The 26,816-nt window shown below is 61.6% G+C and carries 22 protein-coding genes, 1 tRNA gene and 3 pseudogenes; 10 read left to right on the top strand and 16 right to left on the bottom strand.

The genetic code is table 11. The features are described 5' to 3' along the window. The 4 genes and pseudogenes from sod to C469_RS00750 all read left to right on the top strand — a co-directional run. Window positions 1-222 (top strand): annotated as a pseudogene (gene sod, locus C469_RS00760) (superoxide dismutase [Mn]); the annotation flags it as partial. A gap of 3 nt (window positions 223-225) precedes the next feature. Next, window positions 226-312: pseudogene (locus C469_RS17800) on the top strand (superoxide dismutase); the annotation flags it as partial. 151 nt (window positions 313-463) lie between these two features. Further along, the gene (locus tag C469_RS00755; protein ID WP_008002943.1) at window positions 464-793 is read left to right on the top strand and encodes a DUF5827 family protein; all 330 of its coding nucleotides are present in this window, start codon (window positions 464-466) and stop codon (window positions 791-793) included. Then, window positions 790-1,695 (top strand): hypothetical protein, encoded by a 906-nt coding sequence (locus C469_RS00750; RefSeq protein WP_008002942.1) that lies wholly within the window; start codon window positions 790-792, stop codon window positions 1,693-1,695. The genes C469_RS00755 and C469_RS00750 overlap by 4 nt, the downstream gene beginning before the upstream one ends. Before the next feature lie 35 nt (window positions 1,696-1,730). Here the strand turns inward: C469_RS00750 and C469_RS00745 are convergent, their stop codons facing one another. The 3 genes from C469_RS00745 to C469_RS00735 form a co-directional block, all read right to left on the bottom strand. Beyond that, window positions 1,731-2,213: a hypothetical protein gene (locus tag C469_RS00745; RefSeq protein ID WP_008002940.1), complete on the bottom strand. Its 483-nt coding sequence runs from the start codon at window positions 2,211-2,213 to the stop codon at window positions 1,731-1,733. A 73-nt stretch (window positions 2,214-2,286) separates the two neighbouring features. After that, the gene (locus tag C469_RS00740; protein ID WP_008002939.1) at window positions 2,287-2,634 is read right to left on the bottom strand and encodes a 4a-hydroxytetrahydrobiopterin dehydratase; all 348 of its coding nucleotides are present in this window, start codon (window positions 2,632-2,634) and stop codon (window positions 2,287-2,289) included. A gap of 146 nt (window positions 2,635-2,780) precedes the next feature. Beyond that, window positions 2,781-3,887, bottom strand: a complete 1,107-nt coding sequence (locus C469_RS00735) for a tyrosine-type recombinase/integrase (protein ID WP_082230082.1) — start codon at window positions 3,885-3,887, stop codon at window positions 2,781-2,783. A gap of 764 nt (window positions 3,888-4,651) precedes the next feature. On the opposite strand from C469_RS00735, the gene C469_RS16580 reads away from it, so the two are divergent. Next, window positions 4,652-5,815 carry a hypothetical protein gene (locus C469_RS16580; protein ID WP_147587215.1) on the top strand — a complete coding sequence of 388 codons (1,164 nt, stop codon included), beginning with the start codon at window positions 4,652-4,654 and terminating at the stop codon, window positions 5,813-5,815. A gap of 60 nt (window positions 5,816-5,875) precedes the next feature. On the opposite strand, the gene C469_RS16155 is transcribed toward C469_RS16580, so the two are convergent. Together C469_RS16155 and C469_RS17710 are read right to left on the bottom strand one after the other, a co-directional pair. Then, window positions 5,876-6,319: a hypothetical protein gene (locus tag C469_RS16155; RefSeq protein ID WP_241429966.1), complete on the bottom strand. Its 444-nt coding sequence runs from the start codon at window positions 6,317-6,319 to the stop codon at window positions 5,876-5,878. 117 nt (window positions 6,320-6,436) lie between these two features. Further along, window positions 6,437-6,556, bottom strand: a pseudogene (locus C469_RS17710) (ribbon-helix-helix protein, CopG family); the annotation flags it as partial. A 230-nt stretch (window positions 6,557-6,786) separates the two neighbouring features. Here C469_RS17710 and C469_RS00725 point away from each other — a divergent pair. Both C469_RS00725 and C469_RS00720 read left to right on the top strand, forming a co-directional pair. Then, window positions 6,787-9,612, top strand: coding sequence for an AAA family ATPase (locus C469_RS00725; RefSeq protein WP_008002933.1), 2,826 nt, complete (start codon window positions 6,787-6,789; stop codon window positions 9,610-9,612). After that, window positions 9,612-11,036 carry a hypothetical protein gene (locus C469_RS00720; RefSeq protein WP_008002930.1) on the top strand — a complete coding sequence of 475 codons (1,425 nt, stop codon included), beginning with the start codon at window positions 9,612-9,614 and terminating at the stop codon, window positions 11,034-11,036. The genes C469_RS00725 and C469_RS00720 overlap by 1 nt, the downstream gene beginning before the upstream one ends. 40 nt (window positions 11,037-11,076) lie before the next feature. On the opposite strand, the gene C469_RS00715 is transcribed toward C469_RS00720, so the two are convergent. Continuing rightward, complete coding sequence (locus C469_RS00715) at window positions 11,077-11,694, bottom strand: tyrosine-type recombinase/integrase (protein ID WP_049910864.1); 618 nt, start codon at window positions 11,692-11,694, stop codon at window positions 11,077-11,079. A 156-nt stretch (window positions 11,695-11,850) separates the two neighbouring features. On the opposite strand from C469_RS00715, the gene C469_RS16150 reads away from it, so the two are divergent. Continuing rightward, a complete protein-coding gene (locus C469_RS16150) occupies window positions 11,851-13,044 on the top strand; it encodes an HNH endonuclease (protein ID WP_082230079.1) in 1,194 nt (397 codons plus the stop codon). A 136-nt stretch (window positions 13,045-13,180) separates the two neighbouring features. On the opposite strand, the gene C469_RS17335 is transcribed toward C469_RS16150, so the two are convergent. Further along, window positions 13,181-14,428, bottom strand: a complete 1,248-nt coding sequence (locus C469_RS17335) for a YgjP-like metallopeptidase domain-containing protein (protein WP_008002924.1) — start codon at window positions 14,426-14,428, stop codon at window positions 13,181-13,183. Window positions 14,429-14,490: 62 nt separating this feature from the next. After that, window positions 14,491-15,513, bottom strand: coding sequence for a hypothetical protein (locus C469_RS16575; RefSeq protein ID WP_147587214.1), 1,023 nt, complete (start codon window positions 15,511-15,513; stop codon window positions 14,491-14,493). Window positions 15,514-16,008: 495 nt separating this feature from the next. Here C469_RS16575 and C469_RS16570 point away from each other — a divergent pair, with 495 nt between their 5' ends. After that, window positions 16,009-16,386: a hypothetical protein gene (locus tag C469_RS16570; RefSeq protein WP_147587213.1), complete on the top strand. Its 378-nt coding sequence runs from the start codon at window positions 16,009-16,011 to the stop codon at window positions 16,384-16,386. 243 nt (window positions 16,387-16,629) lie between these two features. Here the strand turns inward: C469_RS16570 and C469_RS17415 are convergent, their stop codons facing one another. Together C469_RS17415 and C469_RS00690 are read right to left on the bottom strand one after the other, a co-directional pair. Further along, a complete protein-coding gene (locus tag C469_RS17415) occupies window positions 16,630-20,190 on the bottom strand; it encodes an HTH domain-containing protein (protein WP_241429964.1) in 3,561 nt (1,186 codons plus the stop codon). Window positions 20,191-20,381: 191 nt separating this feature from the next. Then, window positions 20,382-20,456: transfer RNA gene (locus tag C469_RS00690), tRNA-Val, on the bottom strand. 169 nt (window positions 20,457-20,625) lie between these two features. On the opposite strand from C469_RS00690, the gene C469_RS00685 reads away from it, so the two are divergent. Next, window positions 20,626-21,747, top strand: coding sequence for a M24 family metallopeptidase (locus tag C469_RS00685; RefSeq protein WP_008002916.1), 1,122 nt, complete (start codon window positions 20,626-20,628; stop codon window positions 21,745-21,747). 35 nt (window positions 21,748-21,782) lie between these two features. Here the strand turns inward: C469_RS00685 and C469_RS00680 are convergent, their stop codons facing one another. The 6 genes from C469_RS00680 to C469_RS00655 all read right to left on the bottom strand — a co-directional run bounded on the left by C469_RS00680 (window position 21,783) and on the right by C469_RS00655 (window position 26,663). Next, window positions 21,783-23,171, bottom strand: coding sequence for an NAD(P)/FAD-dependent oxidoreductase (locus tag C469_RS00680; RefSeq protein WP_008002914.1), 1,389 nt, complete (start codon window positions 23,169-23,171; stop codon window positions 21,783-21,785). A 108-nt stretch (window positions 23,172-23,279) separates the two neighbouring features. Continuing rightward, entirely contained in the window at window positions 23,280-23,936 is a 657-nt protein-coding gene (locus C469_RS00675; RefSeq protein ID WP_008002912.1) for an AIM24 family protein, read from the bottom strand. 109 nt (window positions 23,937-24,045) lie between these two features. Beyond that, complete coding sequence (locus C469_RS00670; protein ID WP_008002910.1) at window positions 24,046-24,648, bottom strand: hypothetical protein; 603 nt, start codon at window positions 24,646-24,648, stop codon at window positions 24,046-24,048. Window positions 24,649-24,761: 113 nt separating this feature from the next. Further along, window positions 24,762-25,427 (bottom strand): cytochrome c biogenesis protein CcdA, encoded by a 666-nt coding sequence (locus C469_RS00665; RefSeq protein ID WP_008002908.1) that lies wholly within the window; start codon window positions 25,425-25,427, stop codon window positions 24,762-24,764. 16 nt (window positions 25,428-25,443) lie between these two features. Continuing rightward, window positions 25,444-25,971 carry a TlpA family protein disulfide reductase gene (locus C469_RS00660; RefSeq protein ID WP_008002906.1) on the bottom strand — a complete coding sequence of 176 codons (528 nt, stop codon included), beginning with the start codon at window positions 25,969-25,971 and terminating at the stop codon, window positions 25,444-25,446. Then, window positions 25,968-26,663, bottom strand: coding sequence for an SCO family protein (locus C469_RS00655; RefSeq protein WP_008002904.1), 696 nt, complete (start codon window positions 26,661-26,663; stop codon window positions 25,968-25,970). The genes C469_RS00660 and C469_RS00655 overlap by 4 nt, the downstream gene beginning before the upstream one ends. Window positions 26,664-26,816 lie beyond the last annotated feature (153 nt).

The raw sequence follows: 26,816 nt of genomic DNA, 5'->3' as shown, positions 1-26,816 counted from the left end.
TACGACACGTTCTCGAACCAGCTGCGGAACGTCGTGGTCGACAAGCACGACCAGGGCGCGATCTGGGGCGGCCACCCAATCTTAGCGCTGGACGTGTGGGAGCACTCCTACTACCACGACTACGGCCCGGCCCGCGGCGAGTTCGTCGACAACTTCTTCGAGGTCGTCGACTGGAGCGAGCCCGCGACCCGCTACGAGCAGGCCGTCGAGCTCTTCGAGTAACGNGGCGAGTTCGTCGACAACTTCTTCGAGGTCGTCGACTGGAGCGAGCCCGCGACCCGCTACGAGCAGGCCGTCGAGCTCTTCGAGTAACGGCTCACGCCCGGACGCGCCGCGACCGCGCGTCGGAACCCCGATGTTTTTTCGACCCGCCGCCCGCCGAGAGCCGCGTCGTCGCGCTCTGCCTCCGTGAGCGCTCGGCCGTATCGGCAGCGTTTACGGACGCGCCGCCGTAGCGACGCTCATGCCCGAGCCGAAGTCGACGTTCGACGCGACGTATCCGTGTGACTTCTACGAGCCCGCGGAGCTGTTCGAGCCGGACCAGATGTACACGATCCCGGAGATCGCCCGGCTCCTGCAGGAGCTGGAGCCGGACGCCGAGGTCGACCCCGACACCGAGGCCGTGCTGATCGACTGGGCGATCCCGTGGGTGATGGCCCACGCCGAGGACCTCGTGATCGCGGAGCCGCTGACGGAGGACGGCCCCGGTTACTACGGGGTCGCCCCGCACGCGATCGGCGGGGAAGCGGGAGACGGAGAGAGCGACGACGCCGACCCGCACAACGGAGCGTGAACCGGGACCGATCCGACGCGCCGGTGGTCCTCGTCGCCGGCGGCGCCCGCGTCGACGCCGGCAAGACGACGTTCTCGACGGGACTGGTGGCGAGCCTCGCCACCCGCGCCGGCGACGCGGTCGGTGTCAAACCCCGCGCCGGCAACGACTACTGGTACGACCACGACGACTACCGGATCGCGAGCGACGCGGGCCGGCTCTACGGGAAGGACGCGAGGCGCCTCGCGGCCGCCGGCACGCGACCGCTCCCGGCCGTCGGCGATCGGAGCCCTCCCGAGGCGGTCACCCCGGAGTCGATCAACCCCGTCCACCGCCTCTGGCGACCGACTCCCGGCCGGACCGGCATGCTGGGCGACGCGGATCGGACGTTCCTCTGCGACCGCGTGACGACCGAGGACGGCTCCCGGTTCATCGTCAACGGGGCGGCCGAGGCGGCGGGGCTCCTCCCCGACGGCCTCGCCGACCGGCTCTCGCTCGGGGGGGCGACCCGCGTCGACGATGTGGCGGCGTTCAACGACGCGATGGCGGCCGACTACCTCCCGTCGTTCGACCGCCTCGCGGCGCGGGTCGCGGCGGCGCCGGTGCCCGTCGTCGTCGAGTCGTACGCGGACGTCGCCGGACCGCTCCCGCGCGACGGACCGGTCGAGCCGGACGCGGTGGCGGTCGTCGACCCCGGTCGCGCGCGGGTCTACGCCGGCGACCGGTACGCGAAGGCGCGCGCGGTCGCCTCCGGCAGCCCGCGCGAGGGGACGATGGAGGAGCACACCGGAACCGTCACCGAGATGATCGAGCCGCTGGAGACCGTCGCCCTCCCGGCGCTTTCGGGCGACGAGCGGGGCGACCCGAATCGCATCGCGGAGCGCTACGATCACGCCTACGAGGCGGTACTCGACACAGTCTAGCGGGAGACGGGCGACTGAAAAAACCGGCGGCGTGCTCAGGCGTTCCGCTTCGTGTAGTGCTCGATGGCCGACTCGATCGAAGAGAGCTCGGCGTTCACCCGGCTGTCGGCGACGCGCATGAACCCGGGCGTGTACGACTTGGAGTAGTCGAAGAGCGCGTTGACCGCGCGCTTCGGCGCGGAGACGGCCGTGAAGTCGGTGACCGTGTACACGCGCGTCGTCGGGAACGCGGTCCAGAACGTGCTGCTGGTCCAGCGGTCCTCGTCTTCGAAGGTCGCTCCGACTCGACCGGTGGCGAGGTACTCGCCGTCGTGGTAGAAGAGGAGGAGGTCGCCTTCTTCCATCCGCTCGAACGTCGAACCGTTCCCGCTGTCGTCGTCGACGGCCCACAGGCGGGCCTCGTCGAGGTCGGCGAGGGGGCCGGGACGGCCGTCGTACTCGGTGAGGTCGACCGCTGACCGGACCGTTCGATCGAAGTTCTCCGGGTCTATCGGGACCAGGAAGACGTTCGCGCTCATTACTCCCACTTCCGCCGGGAGGGGTTTAAACCCGTTCGTTGCCGGGGCGCTCTGTCGGCGACCGCCACCCGGCTCAGTCGCCGCTCCCGTCGTAGAGCCGATCCATCCGCGCGGCCATCACGAAGTCGGACTCGTGGAGCCCGCCGACCTCGTGGCTCCACATCTCGACGCCGACCTCGCCCCACGAGAGGTGGATGTCGGGGTGGTGCCACTCCTCCTCGGCGAGTTCGCCGATCTCGTTCGTGAACGCCAGTGCGTCCGCGAAGTCGTCGAACTCGTAGGTCGCTTCGAGGTGGTGGTCGTCGACGACCTCCCACGCCGAACCGAGCTCGTCGAGGTACTCGGCGTACTCGTCGTCGGTCAGCGGCTCTGCTTCCTCGTCGGCCGACTCGACCGGCTCGTCCGCGAGCGGCGATGACATACCACACCGTTGGGCGACGAGGGGCTTGTACCTTCCGCGGGTCGGCTTGCGAGAACGAACGCGTGTCTCGCGGCGCTCGGCGCGGATGCCGGCCGCTAACGAATTGAAACTGAAGCAGAAGTGGGTTGGGGCAGAATTGGTGTGACTCATTCCTCGTCACCTCCGTCGTCGGTGAATCCGAGACGGCCGAGATGTTTCCGGCGGCGCTCCTCGAGCTCCTCACGCTTGGTCGGCTGGTCGTAGTGGTCCTCCAAGATTCGGACCGAGGTGTTCACTCGCTTCGCGACCGTCTCGATTGGGACGCCACGGTTGAGCTGCCAGGTAATCGACCCCGTCCTAACGTGATGTGGCGCTCGCGAGGACGGACACTGGCTCGCTTTCGTCTGAATGGTGTACTCGCAGGTGTCCCGATCGTTCCCGTGGGGGCAACCCGTGTGGAGACAGGGCTCTGTCGCGAGGTACATCCAAGCGCGAACGGTGTTCCTTACCGGTCGTCCCACCGAACTCGTAAGCAGTGGGGAGCGTCCGAAGTCGTCGTGAACGTCGTGCCGGCTTTCCTCGACATAGGCGTCGAGGACATCGCACACGTCTCTTGGGAGACCGACCATGCGCTCACCGTCGAGGCCGTTCTTCAGCGGTGTGTCCTTGTCTGGCCGGTGGTGGAAGTCGACGAACTCCTCATCGGAATCGTAGTCGCCAATATCGAGAGAGCGAACACCTCCGAGTCGGGCGCCGGTGAACCAGACGAGTGCGAGTAACGCGTGAGCACGCGATCCGTACTCGTGAGTATCGAGGTACTCAAGCAGGGCCTTCGCACGACTCGACGAGAGCCTCATATCATTGACGCGCTCCTCTTTCGGGACCGGTGGCGGGACGATCTTCTCCGGAAGCTCCTCATCGACCTGTTCGATACGAGCGCCGTATCGAAGGAAGCTCTGGAGCGTTCCGAGCTCTTTGTTCAGCGAGATGGTCTTGACGTCCTGCTGGCGACGCCGAGTCTCGTAAGTTTCGAGGTCCCAACCGCTCACGTTGGAGAGCGAACCGATACCACTCTCCTCACAGAACTCGACGAAGTGCTTTAGCTGGTAGTGATACGCTGAGACGGTCGAGTCTCTTTTTGAAGCTCGAATCTTATTCAGCCACCGCTCTGCCGCCTCTCGCGGCGACAGATCAGGGACTCGGCTTCCACCGTCGGCGGTTGGCGCGATTCGAATACGATAGCTACTGGGCGGAGTTTCGGTTGATTGGCTCATTGGCTTTACACCTCGCGAAGGAACTCGACACGGTGGCGAGGACACAACGTTCGTGCATCTTCGCTACCGTCGGGCTCGACGCACGCGAGTAACTCGTTTTCATTACACCCCGTGACTCCGCAGGCAGCGCTACCCGGACTCGGGGTAATAGTCGCACCGCGCGTGGGGTCTGAGCTCATGAGGATGCCTCACAAGGCACCGCGAGGTCGTGAACCGCCAATGGTTGGCACTGCTGCTCGATCCCGGTGGGTGCGTTCTGGTGTGGGCAGTGGTAATCGATTCGGCTGTGTTTCTGGGTGAGTTGCAGTTTCATTTTCGGATGTCGCTTTTGGACCGCAATCCAACGAATTCCGGAACAACAACCCATCAGTAATGGTGGAAAACGCATTTACCGTATGCCCACAAAGATGAACATACGGAGCACCATTCGATGGTTCGCTCCGGTTGCAGCTGCTTCGATGTCCGGGACAGGTTGACACGCCTCCCGCGACATCGGCTGATTCCTCTTTCATAGTCACATCATGCCCATCCTGTTTAGCTCTTCGTGCGATCAAACTGTTCGACCATCTCACGAAGGAGCTCATCGTAGGTTTGACCGCCGACCTTCTGGGCTTTTACGAGGTCCCGCGTTTTCGTGGTTACGGGAATGCGACTTGTGGCTTTCATGGGTTCGTGCGAGCACTCGTTCACTCGCAACATTGACAGCAATGGGACGATACGGTAAATATATTAGTGGTGAGCAGTAAAGCCGATTCGACTTTACTATGTCGGAACCCGAAGGACGTCCCCGTGGGATTCTAACACCAAGTGACCGGGACCTCCTGATTGGAGATACCGACTACAAATACAAACAACAGTATTCTGACCGGCGCCGGACCATTCGGAGACGCATTGCGAATGGAATTCTCGATTTTAGCAGTATACAGTATCTACTCCAGGACAAGGACCGAAAGCGAATCTTCACAAACCCGGCCGAAGCGGCTGGTGTCGAGGAAGCCCAGTTTCACGAAAGCATCCGTGCAATGCTGTATTGGGTATACTTTGGACTTAAAGAGCAAAATTACGATTTCGACGGTCTCCTCACGGAGGCTGTAGAGGAAGCTGAAAAGGAATTCTCGAGAAAGTACTCGGGAAAGAGTATCGACGTCTCCGTCCAATTCGACGTTGATGTAACGCGATCGGACGACCTCAAGGAGATCATCTCGGCCATCGAAAAGGGTGGGCCAGTTCAGGCAAATCGGCTTTACGATTTGCTGGAAATGTCTTCTGGAGTACCAATCAACACTTCGGAACTGGAGACGGTGCGAGTCTGGTTCCAATCCTCGTATCCAAAAGGCGAGAAGGCCGTGCTCGAGACAATGTTTTCCGAATACTTGGGCGTCGAGGTCGAGGTGAAGGACGCACAAGCACGGATTAGATTAGACGAAGAAGAAGGTGGACGAACGAACGCAGTGGCCAGATCTGGGGATGCTCGCCCCAGGCCACGCGAAATCGAAAATTATCGCTCACCAACCGATTACGAGGTTGATGATGCTATGCGATTGGAAGGGATGCGCCAGAAACGGGAATTCCGACAGAGTGACAAAGAAATTAGCTCGAGTGAAGACGAGTCGATAGTAGGCTCCGTGATAGACAAGGTGATGGCAAACGCGGATTCCGGACCGCCATCAATACACGACTTTGCTGTGGAACGACGAAGTACAGAGGACCACGGTGGCCCTGTCACCTCGGAGTCTGTTGTCGAGGTTTTAGAAACGATTCGTGAACCATTCGTTAGCACTGTCGAGATAGCTGCTGCGTGTGGGTGTAGTCTGGGTGCGGCTCGACAAGCACTAACTGGTCTACATGAGGATAGAAAAGTAAACCGGCGCTCAGTAGTGAACGAAGATGGTGAAGACGTTATTATCTGGTGGTTAGGGGAGGACTGACAGTTTATTGCGGCCTTAGATTAAGCCGTAGATTCCTAACGTGTCGTACGTTGATACCCATTACATCCGGTGACCAACTACCAGATCACAATCCGGACATTCGATGGCTGACGGGCTGCTGACATCGGTAAATGACGTTCTCACGGTGAGTTCGCCATCGCATCTCGGGCAGACACCTGAGTCGGAAAGATCTGATACCTCGGTCAATGCCGCAATACGCGGGATCGCATTACGCACTTCATCACCAAGCCACCCGATCCGCTCTTCCAGCTGGTCGATACGTTGTAACGGTACACTGCCCTCGGACAGATTTGCGAGATCCTCTTCTTGTGCGATCATCTTACTCCGCAGGAATTCGAGTTCTTGTTGTTGGTCTTCGACGATTGACTCAAGCTTCGTTATCCGTGACCCGCCGCCGGGAGAATTAGTACCAGTCTCCGTGTCTGTTTCCTCATCTGGTACACCGTCATCGCGGCATTCACTGTCGGTGCTCCTGTCTGTCATAGCTACCTCGCCCGATTCGACGTTAGATAGTCCGACATCGTCGACACGAATACGCGTCGACTGTTTACATGAGGGACACTCCAGTTTCCCTTCCGAGGAATGGTGGTATACCTCAAGTAGCCGTCGCAGGACCTCGGATCGGCTGACGCCTGTGTCGTCCGCCAGTTCGTCTACGAGATCTCGAGTCGATTCGTCGACTTTGGTCGTTAACGGGATGTTTCCTTGGCACGTCGCCATAGTATTAATGAGTAATACTATTCGGTTGTATTAGTCCTTTGGACCATATTTCCGGTGACACCTCGTCGAAAGCGAGTATCGCAGTTTGACTCACTTCGGCCAATATACTGGAGACGACCCAAGTATCGGCCCACAGGTATTTCACACAATCCTGTGTGAGACACATAATGACCTTCGACTGCCCCAACCCCGGACAACCACGGGGATCCCGACCTTGGAGTGTCTATCATATGAAGGACAACCAGGGAATGTGGGACACCTACCTCAGAACTGGCCGTGTTTTCATCGGCTATGGCAACACGCATGCGGACCTCACTGATGCAGGCTCACGAGACGAGGTCGTTGCGACCTGTGACGTAGCAGAGGACGACGAGAATCAGAAGCGATTCGGCTACCTCAACCGTTTCGTCAATGATCTCGAGATAGGCGACATAATCATTGCCACGCGTAAGCGCGATAAATTGCTCGGCATGGGCGTTGTCACGAGCGAGTACCAGTACGAAGACCCTCCACAGGTCGGCGATAAAAACGATACGCACGTTAGGGAAATCAAATGGCTCCTTGATTTCGAGAACAGAGACAGGAGCACAGATTCGGATCTTACGCTCCAGGCTCCAGTCACGGTCGACAAAGCATCCCGCCACAATATCGGGACAGGCCCGTTCAAAGCTGAACCTTACAGCAGCTATGTCGACGATATCCTCACAGACTTTGACGATGCGACGACGCGGTCCGCTCTTCAAACAGTAGAATCCCTCGCAACCCTCTACGCCGTTGGTCCACACCCTGAGACCGAACCATACGCCGAGATCTACGGAACGCGTGGAAAGAATGACAGCTTCGCAAAAAATCTCGAGAAGACGGTTATGAACCCTCTCGACGACGACACAATTGGTGAGATCACCGAGTGTTTCGAAGCCCACGACGAGCCACATCCAAAAGCGAACACTTTTGAGCAGTTTGACGTCACTATGTGGGCAGTCCCAAAGAAGCACAATGAGAAGTACCAAGGCCTCGATAGCGGCGACTGGGTTTTCCACACGCTCGATCGACCTGGACAGCAGGACATTGTCGCAATCCAGCGAGTCGACTACCCGTTGTCGAATTTCTCGATAGAGCTTCGAGAGGACCTCGGGGAGCTACTACACGGTGCTTCAGGCTTTCGGAATATCTGGCTATCAACGACGCCAGTTGTTATGGTCTCGGCGACCGTCGATGACCTCGAATCGGTCTTAGAAGCACTGGGAGAAGACGACCCGGACTACCTCTCAGGGTTCGACTATTTTGCACACCTGCCTACAGAACACTATACACAGCTTGAATCTTCGACGGCGTTTCTCGGCGAGGTGCTCACAAACAGTGCCCCCACAGATGACCTCCCGGCCTGGCCCATCAACGATTTGCCGGAGATCCGTGAGGACGACGACTTCTTTATATTCATAACCTCGCAAAACAATCATTACCACGATCGCTACCGGGCCTATCCGTTCCGCAAAGGGATTGCTGGCTCCAAGCAAGTACGTGATGCCGGAGAAGATGCAGTCATCATTCATCTGGATCTGACCCAAGGAAAGAACGGCCTATATCGGGGGGCAGGTCGCATCAGCGACGTTGTTGAGGTCGGTGAAGAAGACGGTGATCCACTGCTCGAAGCCCGTATCGAGAACTACACAGAGCTCACACCCATCCCTCGCGACATGGTCGACGATTTGTCAGTTGACACTGGCCGCGGCCAGGGGATCATCAAAATCGAACGCGAAGATTATGAACATATCTCGACGGCCGAGCCAAGATCCGGGGGCCCGAACCTCGCAGTCACAGACACCGCCTCCAGCGTCGCCGCTCTCGATGAGGATTCGCGGTACGACCACCCCCTGTACAAGGAGGCCCTGGCTCACCTCGTTGCCGGGCGAAATCTCGTCTTCTTTGGCCCACCAGGAACAGGAAAAACCCGAGCTGCACGAAAATTGTCCGAAGTTATCTGTGGCACTGGTGAAGACGACGTGCTGTTGCGAACAGCCAACGCCGAATGGTCCAACTATGAGGTGGCAGGAGGGTATGCGCCGAAACAGTCCGCAAACTCGGACGAAAAGGTCGGGACTGACGATGCCGAGCCGACGAGCAATCTTGCCTGGCAATCTAAACCTGGAGTCCTCGCTGAGGCCGCGATGGCGTGCCAAGACTCTCTTGAATTGACAGGTACGCCTTCGTGGCTTATCATCGACGAATTGAACCGCGCAAACTTGGATCAGGCCTTTGGTGAGGTGTTTACACTCCTGGATATCGATTACCGAGACCGTGAGCCGATTACTTACGGTGACGACGAAGCGTATCTGCCCTTCGCATTCCGCATCTTGGCGACGATGAATTCCCAGGATCAGGCCCAACTGTTCTCGCTCGGCTATGCGTTTCGGCGTCGCTTTGGCTTCGTGGAAGTCCCGTCGCTGCTCCGATCGTCGACAACAACGACAGACCTCCCTGAAGCTGACACGGTTGCGGCTCAGGCAGCACTCGACGCCGTTGACAATGAGGCAGACGACATGTTAGCGTTCGTGATTGACAAAGCGAAGGGCTCAATGGATACGTCCAACGACGGTGTCGAGTACGCCGATCCTGCAGCCATCTTCCCTGGAATTGCTCAGTCTGATCGTGTTCAGGAAGTAGTTGATCACCTCCAGGCTCAGGACCTTGCTCCCGCGAATCTCGAGGCCTCGTCGTTTGAGCTACTGGTTGCACTCGCCAGTTATATCACCAACGAGGAGATTGTCGAGGTGGGTCATTCTTTGGTGATGGACGCTTCACGGTTCGTCATCGCTTACGGATTACTGTATCAGGATGACGTTGATATAGGGACAGTTGATCGGGCGGCAACGTCGTATTTCGTCCCGCAGGTTGAGGACTTCCTGGCAACGATCCGGCGTGAAGAGACACTCGGTGGGAATAGCAATGCCGGATCGAGATATCAAAACCTGATCAGGCTCTGTTGTGGGCTTGGTCTCGATGGAACCGCTGCGGCACTGCAGACGGCCAAACACAACGAACAGTTCCTCGGCTAATGACCGACGACGGCGGCTTCCAACCCCATACCAAAGACCCGATCCCACGGGAAGAAATCGAGGCCGTGGGCGCTGACTGGACAGAGTTGACCGACTACGTGCGGATGCTTCGGGATGCTCTCGAGGATTCGGAACAGCACCGTGCTGATCTCGAGGATATCGAGGAAGACAAGCCAGCCATCAGCGACAGAGGCTTCCGTCCCAACGGATGGGTTGGCCAGTTCACCGAGGGTGTCGAGGTCTGGCCTTACAAACTCGATCGAGACGAATTTAATTCTCTAGTGAAGGACGTCCAAGGCTGGGTTGAGCTTATTGGTGCCAATACTATTGGGAGCCAAATGCCTGTCTCCACGGAGCGATTAATCGATCCGGACGCCCGCATCGGGACGTACAGTCGACTCCTCATCGAGCAGACCGAAACCATCCTGGCCGGGCGCCCACCTACGGCCGTCCAACGTCGACGCGAGCGCGGGCAGGCTGTTCGTGGACAGATCGATGCTCGAGGGACAATGGAGTTGCAGGCAACGGGAACTGCCCAAGTCGTCTCTACGCAGGTATCGTTTACCCAGAACACTCCGGCTGCACGATTGCTGGTCCGGTTTCACGTAGCCCTCGCTCGGGAGATGCATCGATTGTCCGAGGCCTACGAGTACTACGAGCACGTCTTTGGCGACCGGATCATCTACCACCAGCGCCTGCTCTCGCGTACACCGTTCGACCGGCTGGTGGGCCCGGCTGTCGAGTCGGAGTTCTCAGACCCACGAGTGCTGTCGGAGATTCGAGCGGGTGCGTCGCCAGCGATGCAAACAGTTATCGATCTCTGGGAATCTTTCAAGCGCGAACGAGCGTTAGAAGCAGGCTTGCGTGAGAACTTTGACACGATGGTCAAGCCGATGGGAAAGACCTACGAGTTGTGGTGCTTGGGCGTGTTGCTGGAGCTGCTGGCAGAGTTGACTGATGTTGATCCCGAGCGTAGCGAAATCAAGGAATGCTACACGTTCGGCGATCGGGTACGTCTGCATTACGACGCAAAGAGGTCGCTGAACGACTACAGCCAATACTTCTACGAGGATCGTGTTCTGCCGACTCGTGGTGGACGTCCAGACTTCACCATCGCTGTTGACGACTCAATTCGGTGGATCGGGGATGCTAAATATAAACAGGGAAAGGAGAAAGGATACCAGCCGTTAAGATTGTCAGACTACCAGCGGTTCAACACCTACCTCCTTGATTATCTCGACCTCGAGGGACCAGTTGGGAGTGCCTTCCTCTATCCAGCGAAGCAGGTTAGCGGGTTCGACGTCGAAATGCAGGCGTACACAATCCGGCATCAACCACTAAGGCCACGGAACCAAATCGTTCAACGGGCGGACCTGGCGGATGAGTTAGCTCAGATTCTTCCTGGGGACAGCAGAGCCGAGTGAACGTCTACCCCTCACGCTTCCCAGTTCAAAAGTCGGCTGCTCATACCTTGATCAGATGATCGTATACCCGTTCAGTCGTCTGGATCGAACGATGCCGTAACCGATTGCGGACATCGTATAGCGTATTCCCGTCCTCAGCGTTCATCATCCGATAGGCCACGCTGTGACGGAGTGCGTGTGGCGACACGTCCTCGGCATCGCCCCGCGATCCGTCGACGAGATAGGGCCGAACATTCGCGGTCTCAGCGACCTTGTGCAGCATATTGCGTACACCTTGTGTGGAAATCCGTTCGGACGACCGAGCCGGGAATAGCGCGGGTGACTCCTTCCACCGACTGTTCAGGTACGACGAGATGAGCCGGGAGACGTCTGTTGACAGTTCCATCGTCACCGGGCCCGGGCTGTTGTCGTTCGGGTAGTCTTTCTGAATGTGCCCAGGCAGGTACAACTCACTGTTTCCCTCGCGTAACATCTCGACGTCGACGTCGACGAGTTCACCCACACGGAGACCAGTATCATATGTGAGTGCGATCATCGTCTCGTTACGCTGCTGAAGGTAGGGTGCTCCGGCCTCGTAGCACGCAGTGCGGAGCGCGTCGACCTGGTCGGGTGTCAGCCACACTTTGGCACGAACTTTGGAGTTTGTATTTTCGGGCATTTCAGGATAGCCTCTTTATAAACAAAATGAGGAACAGGCACTTCGAACTTGGGACTCTACATGGAGACTACTAAGTTCAGTTTGGATGATGGCAGGACGAAGGACAGTCGTAAATGACGACTGTAATTTATATACACCGTGAACGATAATTAACACATGAGCGAATTATCCCCTTCAGATATCATTCACGGTGAGATCGCTCGGATCTCAAAGAATGGTAATGGCATTCTCGACTACGGAACGGGGGAAATTTCGATAGGTCCAATTCGGGAGGACGCCGTCGGCACCCAGGTTGACGCAGTCGTGTACGACGAACACCACGCATTTTGCCTCACAGGGGCAGCTCGAACCGAGTATTACGACAGCGCGATACGAGCCCAGACAGGACAACTCATTGACAATCCCCCTGACGAGTGTCCCGGAATCGGCGATACTGTCGAAGTCGAAATAAGTGGCACCAATTCAGCAGGCCATTGTCCTGCATCGTACAACGGAATTCCTGTTCGTGTCAAAAATGCCCCACAGGGGACCCAACCAGGAGAAACCATCCCGGTCAAGATCCTGAGAGTCGAGCCGTCAAGACTCGTAGCAACTGGCGTCTCCTCGGTCTCACTTCGAGGACGGCTCCCAGAGGTGGGAGAAACGTTTCGAGCACCGATATCACATAAAACCCATAATGGAAATGGGATAGTCGAGTCGTACATCGGTCATCGTATCAACGTTGGTCCAGTTCGAGACGAGGCACTTGGTGACCACGTTGATTCAGTTCTCCTTGATGATCAATTCGCATACTGTCTCTCGACAAACGCTACAATAGATGGATACCGAGACACCTGGGAGCCAAAAGTCACCGAGATTGCCCTCGCTCGCTCAACAGAGCTTCAACAACAACTCGGTAGAGGTGACAAGCCAGAACGTTCTATTTCGGGAAGAATCGTTAGGCCCGTGCAACGTCGGAACTCGTCGTTCAGTAAGCGTGTACATCGAGCTTACGACCATACCTGTGCAGTTTGTGGTCAGCGATGGAAGGATGATAATGGTCACTTCGAGGTTGAGGCAGCACACATCTACCCCGTCTCTGGCGTCAGTGAGGATGATCCACTTGAGGGGGGACCAGACTCGGTAAAGAATGGAATGGCTCTCTGTCGAACGCATCATTGGGCCTTTGACCACGGCTGGTTCACAATCAATGACGACTACACCATATCGGTCAAAGACGATCCTTCGTTGGAGGGTTACGAGGCTATGGCGCCGTACGAAGGACAACAGTTGTACCTCCCCAATGACCAGTCACTATGGCCAGCACGCCATTATGTGACATTCCACCGTGAACATGTGTGGACAGGGTAGTAGGTTCGATGTGGTACAATAACCCGTTTTCAAACGGGTGTTCCAAGTACTAAAAGGGCCTAAAATGGCCAGTGACACCATCTCTGACAGGTGCAACCATGTTTACAATACTTTTCGAGTGTCACCTGATCTTCGCTTACACCGAGAGTGTGCTTCCGTGGACTCGCAGCCACTCTCGGCGTTCTCGATAGTCGGGCACCAGTGTACCGACCGTGTTCCAGAACGAATCCGAGTGGTCACCGTGCTTAGAGTGGGCGAGCTCGTGAGCGACCACGTAATCTTGTATCTTGCGTGGGGCGAGGATTAACCGCCAATTGAGGACGATGCCACCATATCGATACTCACCCCATCGACTGGGTAGTTCGCGAACGTCGATGTCAACATCCCTCAATCCGAGCTTCGCAATGTAGTCGACAGCACGGTTGGGAAGTTCGTGTTCCGCGGTTCTGTAGTACCAATCGACGACCGCCTGGCGCTTTCGTCTGGTGCTGACGTCTCTATCCTCGGGCACCGAGAGGATGAATTGGCTGCCGTCGAACTGCATCTCGGGCCCGGGATACTCGCTCTCGGTCACTCGAAGCCGGTGCCTTCGACCGTTGTAGAGCAGTTTCTCGCCGCTTAGAAACTCCTTGTCGAGCGGCGGGTCTTCCTGCTCCGAGACGTCGTCCATGTCGCCACCCTCGTCGCGGATGTGCTCGGCCGAGTAGATGAGCATCCCACCGGAGCCACAGCACGGGTCGTAGACACGGTTGCCTGGTTCGGGGTCGACACACTCGACGAGCAACTGCACGACCTCGCGGGGTGTGTAGAACTCGCCACCCTTCTTCCCGGCGTCGTCGGCGAATTGCCGGATGAGGTACTCGTAGGCTCGCCCGAAGATATCGGGGTCTTCGAGGTCGATGTTCCGGTAGCGGTGTTTCGAGAAGTGCGTGACGAGCTCGTCGAGCGTCGCGTCGCTCAGCCGGTCCTTGTCGTTGTAGTCGACAGTCGAGAGCACTCGGTCGGCGATGACGTCGTTCTCATCCTCGACGGCGATGAGCGCCTTGTCCAGCGCCTCACCGATGTTGTCCGTCTGTGAGGTGATGTGGTCCCAGCGGGCGCGGTCGGGCACCCAGAACTCTTCGTGGAGGTCGCGCTCGTCCCGAACGGTCTCCTCGTCGAGGTCGTACTCCTCGGCGATTTCCTCGGTCTCCTCGTCGAACCGGTCGTTGATCCGCTTGAGAAAGAGCAGCCCGAAAATGTAGTTCTTGTAGTCCGCCGCGTCGATACTGCCGCGTAGAATATCGGCTGCCTCCCAGAGGTGGCTCTCCAGCGTGTCGAGGTCGAGCGTGTCCTGCTCGTCGACGCCGGCACCGGAGAGCGTCTGCTGGTTTTCGTCAGTCACACTACGGTACTGTCCTTAGACCGTTAATTGTCTTTCCCACAGCGGCGGTGAGCTGGTAGAATTCATTCAGGGATGAGACGTGGGTCTATCGCCGGATGTTCGTCCTCAATCTCCTCGAAGACCCGCCGATACCGTCGACTAAACTCTTCTTTGACGTACTCATCGGTCACGACTTCACGGTACTTGCCACAGTCGGAACATCTTCGCGACAACCAATCGTCGTCGTCTCTGCGATCTGTTTCGATCTCATAGAGGATGTCGCCGCTGCATTGGCTCTTCAACGGATTTGGGTGATGGTCCGGGCACTTTTCCCATCGGTGGAAACAGACCTCGCATTCGTCGGTTCCATCACCGCTCGCGACGCCACATGCGGGGCAATAGGATTCTGGGTCGAGAAGAACCGCGAATTTTGACTCGTTGATACCCTCCTCAAGTAAATCGTCGTATGAAAAAGCCGTTCCCGGAGGCCCGGAATTATAGGGAGAGTTCCTCCAGTCACCTGCACGCTTGGTTGCTCTTCCTAACCGGTCTGCGAAGACAGGCAGCGTGGGTCGACCTACAGCCAACGAGAACGCGTGGCTTCTCAGAGCAATCTCGACCAACGGAATCCTGTCTTCTTGGAGAATCGCCTCGTGTCGGGACTTAGCAGCCCAGTAGCTTCCATCGTCGTCACCAGCGGCGTGTCGATAGTAGTTGGCGTCCCAGACTGCCGTCGACTCAACACCATATGCAACCCCGATTTCGGGGAGACGAGACGAGGCGATCTCGTAGGTGTTCCCACTATCGTATGCACGTTCGAGGTATGGCTCTTCGAGCTCGCTTACGTGCATTTCCCCACGGTCTATCGACTCGAAGTCATCCAAACACCGACTACAGACCTGGACTGATTGATCTAATCGAGTATAATCGCCCGTATCCTGGCGCTCTTTTGCCATGATCCCCGACCCACAGAACCAGCATACACCCACTAACTCCCCGATTATCTCTCTCTCGATGCCCTGGCGGGCCATTTTGCTTATACTCGTGTCGCTGTGCTTCGCGGCGTGATATAGGTCGTCGGTTAGACGGATGCTTGGCGTGGGCATTGTGGCACGTGCCACAAACTTAGGTTTGGACTGTATTGAATCATTCGGCCCTCAGAAGGTAGAATACAGCATATTACTACTGTGTTGGCCACCAAAATGTTTAATACTAATGCTTGAGACAATGCTCTTGGGACGTCAGTCAGTGGTGTCCCCAAGAAAGGATGGTCGCGTGCTGATCCAGCAGCCCACGACCGGACATCAGAAGATGCCAAGATCAAGTACCTGCCCGACAAAGTTAGTGGTAACGCTACCTGTCGGGGTCTGTCTCGCACTGGCAGGCTCCATCGACAGGGGAACCGAGAACCAGCCATCGGCGTGGTCGCCTCATCGACTGGGGTCGCACGCACAGGAGCGATGGGAAGAGCGAAGCAAGGCCCGCCCGAACTGCGATGGTTTCGCCTCGTTGTTCGAAGAGAGAGGCCGATACAGCGAACGGCTCTCACAGAGGTGTGCACCGTCCGAGACTGCACCTGATGAGGCGTCTGAGAGGGACCTATGAGCGTCCAACCGGAGAGCAGTACACCGGTCTGTCCAATAGCGGTAGGGCATCCGAGAGACCGCTGGGAAGAACGCGGAGACGGCCGTGAATTCTTCGATGCCTTCGGGCTTGCACCGGTGGTTGAGATCACCCGACCGGGCGGAAAGGATGCGTATCCCGATGCCGACGAGGTCCGTATGTACAAGTCGGGTAAGATGGATCACCCGGTTCTCTTCCTCGTCGAAAACGGTCGAGTGAAAACCGTGCGACCGACGAGCGAGACCGACCTGGCGCCGTCGACACTTAAGACGTGTTCCGGCTGCGGCGGTGTCCACGAGATCGTATTCACGAACGCTTGCCCGCACTGCTCCCCGGAAGCCCGGGAGATCATTTGAGGTCGACTACAATGATAAAGGAAGTTGCACTAATTGGATCCGTTGGAACGCTTACGATTACCGGAGGAACAGCTGTGGCAGTTGGGGCACTATTCGGCGCTGCTGTTGGTGCTGGGATCGCCGTTGCGATCATGAGATAGCCCCCCGGTCATCCCTTTATTTGCGCTTGAGGCGCTCAGATACATCTATTTGCAAGGGGTGTGTTCGCCCTTGCTGACCCAAACCCTCGTCGTTAGGTCACCGTCATCCAGGCGACTTTCCCCACCCAGAAGCTTCCTCAGCTCCATCCGCATCTGTTGGTGGAACTGGGTGACTTGGTTCACAGCTCATCGTTGGTCGTATCGCGAACGACCACGTATAGGTATCCCATACGCCGCCGTTCGCAATCTCGTCACTCCCGATGTCGACCACACCCGAGGGTGCGGTATCGGCGCTATACACGTCAGCACCGTATTCCCCGACACCCTCGCGACACTCGACGCTCCCACCGTCAAGAAGCCGTGCGAGTGTCTTGGCGACGTGACGCTTGCTGACCCCCGTTGCATCAGCGAGCTCTCGTGCGGTCACCTCACGGCGCTCTCGTAGCGTCTCGAGGACGCGGCGCTGGGTGTCGGTCGCGACCCACTCGACGCCTGGAACCTGGAGGTCAGTGAAGCCGTCAGGAACGGCATCGGTGCGGACGAACACGGTCGCCGTATTCGCTGGGTCGTCCGCGTTCCGAGCGTATCGCCCGGATGCCTGGGCGACATGGTTCTCGCGAACACTGGCGAGTATTTCACGGGCGGTCTCAGCGTCGTTCCCGACGAACTCCCGACCGTGGGCACGCCGCACCTCTCCCATCTCGTTCTCGACAATTTTGGGCTCGGCGTCGAGGCCGCACTCGGCCAGCAGGTCGAGCACGTAGTCGTCGCCGGGATCGATGCTTCCATTGACGAGACCGACCGTCTCGTCGCCGAAGTCGTTACGACTCTTTTCTTCGCCGTAATGCATCGTCTCGGCGTCCTTGACGCCGACGTCCCGCAGCAACTGCTTGGTGCGACTCTCGACACTCGACGCGGTGATCACGGTGCGGAACGCGTCGTCGTACGTCTCGTGCAGGTGTTCGAGCATAGCACGCGTCCCATCCTCGTCGAAGTACTCGCCCGACGCGAGGGGGCGCGTGGCGTCACCGACCTGAACGACCGTCAACCCGCGCTCGAAGCGCCGCCACAGACGCCGCTCGTCGGCGTCGAGTAGTGGCTCGGTAGTGATACCGGGTCTCGTGTTTCGCTGCCACAGCGGGGCACTGGGGTGGGCATCGAGGCCAATCACACACCGGGCGAGCGAGAGGTCCGGCGCGGCACGGACAGTACGCATACGGTTGTCCCCGTCGACGACCACAGTCACCCACACGCGGTTCCAGCCGCTGTTCTCGTGTACACTCCCGTCGAGACGCGGAGGACTGTGTGGAACAGTGACCGACCGCCGGCCGTTCGCGTCTGGGTCGTCGCGAAGCGCGTACCAGATTGCCCGAGCGAGAGCTGGCGCGACGGTGTGAGCGTCGGCGTTCTCCAGGTACCACTCCCGACTCGGTTGGTAGTCGAGTTTCCCTTGGGTTGCATCGCGTTCGTTCGCCGCGTCGGTTCCCGTCCCCGAGTGCTGGGCGATCTGGACGAACGCCTCCCACGTCCGAATGGGGGCACCTGCTGCCTTCAGAAACGCCGTCACGCCGCGCTGAATCCGGTCGTTCGAGATGTCGAGCGTGAAGTCGGGTCGCTCGTCCAAGACGACGTTGCAGTTGCGCACGAGGCTCGGGACGTTGGCAAACTGGTGAGTCGCGTGGACGACGTCGACGGCCGTCTCACCACTGTCGTCGTCGCGAGGCACGCCGTTCCATTGACTCTTGGCCGGACACTCAGCGTCGCCCTCACAGCACGGCGGCTCGATGCCCTGGTCGTTCCGCTCAGCGAGGTAGGCGTGCGCTGTCGAGAACGGGACACCACGTCCGTCACACACCGCATCGAACCACGCCGAAGCGGGGGTTCCGTCCATCGTAATGACAACGTCCGGGTCCTCCTCGTCGTCGTTATTGGCTGGGTCGTGGTCGCCACGGGCGACAGGGCACCGTTCCTTGCGTCCCTTCAGTGTCGCTGCCGTAACTCCCGGCACGTTACGGCTACTCGCTGCGGCGTCGTCGCGGGATTCTCGAGTCTCCGAGAAGTGCACGACCGGAGAGTCGTCGGTGACGTCGCTGTGGTTCAACCACGATTCGGTGGCGACTGTGTACGTCTTGCCGAGGGCGGTCGGCGCGTCGATGACAACGTCCTCCCCGTGACGCATTGCCTGGAAGATGCGGTTTCGGAGGCGGTCGCGAGCCTCGTTGGTCGTAGGCCAGACGAGACCACGCTTTCGCGCAGCCCGCCTGCGCTCGGACGGGCCGAGCGCCATGAGTCGGGCGAGAGGGAGCGCCGAAACGGGTTCGCCTTCCTCGGGCTCGTACTCAGGAATATGTGCCCCGCGTTGCCGGAGAGCGTCGACGGCCTCCCAGAAATCCTCACCAGTCGGATACTCGTCGACACGAGTGATGATACGCTCTTCGAGCGCAACCATCTGCAGAGCGCCGAGGCCGTGCATCCCCTTTCGGTATACCCAGCCGTCACCGACTTGTGCGAGTCGGGTCCCCGACTTCGACTGCGCCCACGACGGGTCGAGCGACTTCGTACCGTCGCCTCGTTCGTGGGTCACGGTCGACCGAAGTCGGATGTCTCGCGGGCCAGTGTGCTGTATCGTGTCGAATACATCTTGGATGTCGTTGGTCGTCTCGACGTCGGCGAGTTCGTCTTTCGACTTCTCGGGTTCGCACAGCAACTGGTCGGGTGTCCCCTCGGCGACGGTCGCGAACTCGTCGGCGAGATCGTCGATGAACGACTGGCACTCCCGGGTGTCCTGGGGGGTACCGACGATGTGATCGCCGGTCATCGCCGAGTAGCGCCCTGAGTCGTACACCTCGATCTCTGCGCCGGGGAAGCGCTCGTCGGCGGGGAGTTCGGCCCCGATAGCTTTCACGCCCTCGGGAAGTTCACCTCGGCAGAAGATGTGAACGCCCGTTCCCGATGTCGAGACGTCGGTATACGAGCCTGCTCGTTCGATATGCTCGCGAACGATCGGATGTACTTCGCCGGTATCGGGGTCTCGGGCGTCGTCGTAGTCGACGAGCACGAACTGCTCGTCCGGGTAGTCCTCACGGTTTCGGATGGTAAACGCGAGGCCGTATCCGCCGAGTTTGTCGGACCAATCGGCGGCGGTGTCGAAATCGCGCCATACTTCAGGATCTTGGGCCGACACGAACTTGTCGGGCCAGTCTGGGTGCTCGTACGGTGCGCGGGGGACCTTCCTCCCGTCCTCGGTGGCTTTCCACGTCAGCCACTGCGCGACATCTTCCAGGTCATGGGGGAATACGCCTTGCTCGATTTCGGGTTCCGTGTCGAGTTCGACGTTTAGGCGTATCTCGCCATTGTCGTCCCTATTCGAGGCCGGATTCTCGCTGTCGACCCTTGGAGTATCGTCTTGGGTATCGGGGTCCTCGTCGTCGATATCGCCAGCCGTATCGCCGAGAACGACCTGTGGTTCCTCGAGTGTCCCGACGTTTACCAACTGATCGCCGTTGAGGTGCGCCTCGCGGAACTCACGTTCTGACCACCCGTTTGCTTCGGCCGTCTCACGGAGCTCATCGAGTGGAACTGGGGCGTCGGCTCCAAGGCCGAGATACCCTCTGGCTTCCCATAGGAGACCCTCCCAGTCGAGCCGTGGGACACCCCGGCTCATGGGTAACACCATCCATCGTCGAGCGCGGGACATGGCTGATCGTCCCGCAGGATGTAGCAGCCGCAGAACTCACAGATTGGCGGCTCGATTTCGATGACCCGACTCACTGCGACCACCTCCAAATACCCAGAAGTGGTGACAGGTCTCTAAATAAAGAACCGACTATGCAAGCTGAAACTGTTATAAAGGGATGGGTTGGGGCAGATTTGAACTGCCGGCCTCCTCCATGTCAAGGAGGTGTCATAACCGGACTAGACTACCAACCCGCAGGGGCTTACTGACGCATCTCCTCGTATCCGGGGGACGTAATTGAACCTTTCGTTTCGGTCGCCGGCGCGGGGGTGCGGTCGGTCGATTCTCCGGTCCCGCCTCCCGATTTCTCGCGGACCGAAGCGGTTCCGACCGGTTTTACTGGCTCGGCGAGAGTCGTCGGATATGGTCGATCTCGCCGCCCGCACCGAGAGGCTCGACGCGTACCTCGACGAGCGCGGGCTCGAAGCGGTCTGGTTCGCCAAGCCGAACGGGTTTGCATGGCTCACCGGCGGCGACAACGTCGTCGACGCCGACGCCGACGTCGGCGTCGCCGCCGCCGGCTACGACGGCGACCTCCGGGTGATCACCGACGACATCGAGGCGGGCCGGCTCGCGGACGAGGAGCTCCCCGACGCCGTCGCCGTCGAGTCGTTCCCGTGGCACGCGAGCTCGCTGGCCGAGGCCGTCGCGGAGCGCTCCCCCGCGCCCGCGGCCGCCGACTTCGACGTGTCGGGCTTCGAGCGCGTCGACGGGAGCCGCCTGCGCCAGCCGCTCACCGACGACGACGTCGAGCGCTACCGGGAACTCGGCCGGGAGGCCGCCGCCGCCGTCGAGACCGTCTGCCGCAACCTCGAACCGGAGGACCCGGAGTACGAGGTCGCCGCCGGCATCGACATCTCGCTCGCCTCCCGCGACGTCGACACTCCCGTCGTGCTCGTCGGCGGCGCGGAGCGCGCGCAGGCGTACCGCCACTACACCCCGAGCGACGCGACGCTCGGCGACTACGCGCTCGTGTCCGTCACCGCCGAGCGCGCCGGGCTGTACGCCTCGCTCACGCGCACCGTCGCGTTCGACGCCCCCGACTGGCTGGAGGAGCGCCACCGCGCGGCCGCCCGCGTCGAGGCGACCGCGCTCGCCGCGACCGAGGCCGCCGCCGCCGGGGAGCTAACGGGCTCCGACGGCGCGGACGCCGCCGGCGACGTGTTCGACGCGATCCGGGAGGCGTACGACGCCGTCGGTTTCGCGGAGGAGTGGCGCGAGCACCACCAGGGCGGCGCGGCGGGGTTCTCGGGCCGCGAGTGGATCGCGACCCCCGAGAGCGACGAGCCGGTGCGGTGGCCGATGGGCTACGCGTGGAACCCGACCGTGCAGGGCGCGAAGAGCGAGGACACCCACCTCGTCTCCCCGGACCTGACCGAGACGCTGACGAAGACGGGACAGTGGCCGACACACGAGGTGGAGCCGGTCGACGTCGAGGGGATCGCGACGGAGCCGCGAGAGCTGTCCGCGCCGGTCATCAGGTAGCTTCGTCGGTACCCGCAGAAGACGGTCGCGCCGCGTCAGTAGACGTACTCGCTCTCGTCGATGCCGACGTACTTCTTCTTCACGCGGTGCTTGTTCCACTTGTAGCCGAGCAGCAGCTTCGCCGACTCCCAGCCGGAGCGGTACGGCTGGGAGAGGAGCCCGTCGCCGGTCTCCGCGGCGAGCATCGCGTCGGCGGCGCCGATGATCCGGTTCCAGTCGTCGGGGTCGTAGTCGGCGACCATGTCCGCCATCGTCACGTTGCGGACGATCTCGTCGCCGATCGCCTCCTTCCACCGCCGGTTGTACGGGGCCATGTCGCCCGCGGCGGCGAGCTCGCCCGCGAGTGCGCCCGTGCGGACCGCGACGTGGTCGCCGCCCTCGTGGAAGGCCGAGGTGGTTCCCATCGCGCCGCCGGCGACCGCGATCCCGACTTCGGTCGGCGAGTCGATCGGGCGCGTCGAGGAGATGGGGTACGTCTCGGTGCCGTTCCGCTTGCCCGCGTCCTCGACGAGCGGGAAGTCCTCCTCGATGTCGTACTCGTCGCCGTACTGCCACTCCAAGAGGCGGCGAATGTACTCGCCGCCCTGGGGGATCGACTCGTCGTCGGACTCGAGCAGCGCGTACGCGTCGCGGTCGAAGTCGTCGATGTCGAGCCCGATCGGCATCGTGAGCCCGATCCGACAGACCCGGTCGGCGTTCGGGAAGATCCACGGGTACGCGGTCTCGCCGGGCATCACGCCCCACCAGAAGACGAGCGCGTCGTTCACCTCCTCGTACACGTCCTCCGGGACGCGACGGTACTCCTGGTACGCGATGTGGTTTGCCGTCCGGGAGGCGAGCCGATCGGAGGCGGCCGCGTCCGCGGGGAGGTACTCGTCGAGCACCTTGTTCGTCACCGTGCGCTGGGGGCCGTCGGCGAGCACGACGAACTCCGCGCCGACGGTCTCGCCGGAGGCGAGTTCGACGCGGTGTCGCGGCTCGCCGCTCCCGGGAGAGATCGCGGGGTCGGTGTCGACGCCGCGGACCGACTCGCCGGCCCGGTACTCGGCGCCGGCGTCCTCGGCGCGGTCGCGGAGCCAGTCGTCGAAGCGCGCGCGCTGGAAGGTGTAGCCGAACTTGTCGTACGACGACTCGATCCCGGTCGACGTGAGCGTGGCCGACTCGTCCGGCCCGCGGAACTCCGCGCGGTTCAGCTCCCGCTGGACGACCCCGTCGTCGAACTCGTCGGGGTGGATCCCCATGATGTCGACCCAGTAGTCGAGGATGCCCGCGGCGTCGGTCGAGTCGGGCCCGAGCCGGTCGCGGTCGGCGCGGGGAACCCCCTTTTCCAGCACGAGCGCGTCGGCGCCGCCGGTCGCGGCCGCGTGCGCTGCGGCGGCGCCGGCCGGACCGCCACCCACGATCGCGACGTCTACGCGTTCCATACCCCGTGAGGTCGCCGTCCGGCTATTAAATTCACGGTCCCCGACGAGCGTCGCGTTCGCGGCGCTCGCTCGTCGGTCGCGGCTCGAAACTCGGCGCGGCCCGCGCGATCAAACGTGCTCCTCGTACGGCTGGACGACGACGAACCCGTCCGGTCCGTCGAACCGCATCTGGTAGCGCTCGCCCGACTCCTGTCCGATCATGTCGGAGAGGCTCCGGTTCACCTCGATATCGGGCGAGGTCCCGCCCCACGCGACGGTCGCGCTCGGGTCGGTCGCGACCGGCGGTTCGAGCACGATCGGGTCGCCGTGGGTGGTGAGCGCGGCGTACCCCGGTCCTTCGAGGAAGACGTTGCTGAACCCCCCGGCGAGCGCGCCGGCGAGGCTGTCGATCGTGCTGATCTCGTAGGAGAGCGACGACTGGAACGCGAGCACGTCTTCGCCGTTGACCGTGATCGAGTCGTCGGCGCCGAGTTCGACGACCTGAACCTTCTTCCCGTCGTCGGCGAGGTACGCGTGGCCCTGCCCCTCGATGGACATGATCGGCGTCCCCTCGCCCGTCGTCGCCTCCTTGAGGAAGCCCTTGATCCCTCCCTCGGCCGACGCCTTCCCGGTGAACGAGAGGTCGCCGGTGTACGCGACCATCGACCCGGCCTTCGCCATCGCGGTGTCGTCGACGGCGACGTCTAAGGTGTAGCTGTTCTCGCGCTGGAACGGTTCGTCGCTCGCTGTCGGTGCGTTTTCGGCGGTGAATTGATCGAGATTCATGTGCGGGGACCGAACCGGTCGGTTCGGCTACGGGCCATTTCCCCGCTCTCGAATATGAATCTTGGTGCTCGACGGCCGTCGAGGCGATCCCCCGGCGCCGGCAGCCCGCTCACTCCAGGAGGAGCGTGAGGCCCCACTGACCAGACGGGCCCCCTTCCGAGTCGGGCCCGCCGATCGAGACGGGGGTCTCGAACCGGTACTCCCCGACCGGGAGGCAGGCGTCCTCGCCGGGCGTCGCGTAGAGGTCGACGGACCGGCCGCTCGACGCGCCGGCGTCGATCTCGAACGTGCGGTACTCCGCGGTGACGGCCACGCCGTCCGTGAGTCGCCAACAGCCGGGCTCGGCCGGGTACTCGCCGTCGCTCGGGAGGAACACGAGCGCGTCGGAGCCGTCGCTCACGTACTCGAGGTGGACCGCCCGCCCCTCGCCGACGGTGACGCGCTCGTCGCCGGTGTTCTCGAGGACCGTCCGGAGCCGCGGCGGCGACTCCTCCGTCGCGGCCTCGCGAACGACCTCGACTGAGGGAACGACGGGGAGGTCGTCGGTGCCGTCGACCGAGACGACAGTGACGCCGGGACCGCCCGTTCCCGACGGGCGCGTTCCGCCGGCGTCGCCGCCCGACGAGCCGCGACCGAGACACCCGGCGCCGCCGACGAGGAGCGCCGATCCGCCGCCGATACGTCGGAGACACCGCCGTCGCGTGGGAGTCATGGGTCCGTCCAGAACGCCGACACGGATATCCCTGTCTGCCGTTCACGATCCGAGTGACAGCAGTGCGGAAAGGCGCGAAGGTTCCACATCGGTGTTCGCCGGCTCCGATCCGGTCAGTAGACGACGAGCGAGAGGTACAGCTGTCCGACCCCCGCGACGACCATCACGGCGCCCGCGACCCGCTTCAGGGTCCCGGCGTGGGCCATCACCCGGTTGGCGTTGCTGACGAGTCCGACGCCGGTCGCGACGGTGGTCGCGGCCATCAGGACGGCGACGGTGCCGGCGTACACCGAGAGGATGAGAAGCGCGGCGTCACCGGGAAGCGCGATGGCGCGGGCGACCACCGCGAGGAAGATCGGCGCGACGCAGCCGGCGCCGGCGAGCGCGTACCCCGCGCCGAACAGCCCGAACCCGAAGACGCTCGACCGCCGCTTCGGCAGCGAGACGGAGAGCGAGGGCGCCCGCCCGGCGACCACGAGCAGCCCGAAGACGACGAGGAGCCCCCCGACGAGCGTCTCGAAGACGGTGATGTTCGACAGCGTCGACTGCCCGACTCGCACGGTCGCGCCCGCGAGGAGCGCGAACGTCGCCAGCACGCCGATCGCGGCCGCGACGCCGCGGACTCCGGCCCCGGTCACCGAGGCCTCGTCGGCCTCGACGGAGTTCACGTAAAAGCCGACGTACCCGGGTAAAAGCGGGTACGCGCACGGCGAGAAGAACGTCGCGACCCCCGCGGTCACGGCGAACGGGAGGTTCGTCGCGAGCGAGACGTCGGTCATCGGTCGAATCGCTCCGTCATCGGTCGAGCGCGCTCTCGATCCCCTCGACCTGTCTCTTATACACATCTCNGACGCGCCCGGAGGCGTCGACGGCGCGCGCGCTCGGGTAGCCGCCGACGTTGAGGCGGGCCGCGAGCTCGGCGGTCACGTCCGCGGCGACGAGCCAGTCGCCGTCGTTCTCGCGCCACCAGTCGGCGACCGCCTCCTCGCTGACCGCGCCGCCGACGTCCTCGGTCGTCACCGAGACGAACAGCACCTCGTCGCCGAGCCGGTCGTGCGCCTCCGCGAGGTCCGGCATCTGCTCGACGCAGGGGGCACACCACGTCCCGAAGAAGTCGATAAACGTCGGGCGGTCGGCGGCCGGGAGCGTCACCTCCCCGTCGCGACTTCCGGGGGCCTCGACCGTGTCGAGCGTCACCGGTTCGATCGGCTCCGACGCGTCACCGCCGCCGAGGGCGTCCGGCACTCCGTCGGACGCGACGACGCCGGCTCCACCCAGGGCACCGACGCTGGCCAGTCCGGCGAGGAGGTGGCGGCGCCTCACGCGGTGACCACCCGCTCGAAGTCGTCCACGAGCGTCTCGATGTCCGTCTGCGGGCCTCTCGGGTACGCCCGCTCGACGATTCCCTGCTTGTTCGCGAGGATGATGAGCCCGTAGTGCGGGAACCGGTACTCCAGATTCTCGAGGTCGTCGGCCGGCTGCTTCTCGATCACGAGCCCGAAGTGTTCGTCGTGTAGCTCTTGGGCGCGCTCGTAGCTCTCCGGCCGGAGGAAGTGCCAGTTGCCGGCGTCGAGGTCGACGCTCCGTTGACCGGCGTACTCGCGGAGGGCCTCGGCCGTGTCGCGTTCCGGGTCGAAGGTGATCGGGAGGAACGCCGCCCTGTCGCCGTATCCCTGCTCGGCGGCGTACTCCTGTGCGCGCCGGAGCCGGAGGATCAGCGCCGGACAGACCCCGTCGGGGCAGTTCGTGTAGAAGGAGGTCCACAGGACGGCGCGCTCGCCCTCGAAGTCGGCCACCGACACGTCTTCGCCCGCGATCGGGTCGGGGACGGTGAACTCGGGCATCTCGTCGCCGTAGCTCGGGTGGGACGCCTCGCTCAGGTCCGTTTCCGGCGGGCCGAGGATCGTCCCCTCGGCGCCGGAGCCGCCGAGGACCCCGGCACAGCCGGCCGTGGCGGTCGTGCCGGCGGCGACGCCGGTGGCGGCGAGCGAGCGGAGGAAGTGGCGGCGATCCATGTCGTTACCCCACCTACGTGGTCGCTCGTAAATGAACCCCGCGACTGATGGCACGCGCTGAACACAGGCGATCCGTCTCCGAGCGGATGTGAGTCCGTCTCCGAGAGAGTCGTGATGGTGTGAATCCACCTCGAGACGGTCGTGGTACCGTGA

Origin of the sequence: Halorubrum lipolyticum DSM 21995 (genome assembly GCF_000337375.1) — an archaeon.
Classification (GTDB): domain Archaea; phylum Halobacteriota; class Halobacteria; order Halobacteriales; family Haloferacaceae; genus Halorubrum; species Halorubrum lipolyticum.
This window is presented reverse-complemented; position numbering and strand designations above follow the sequence as displayed.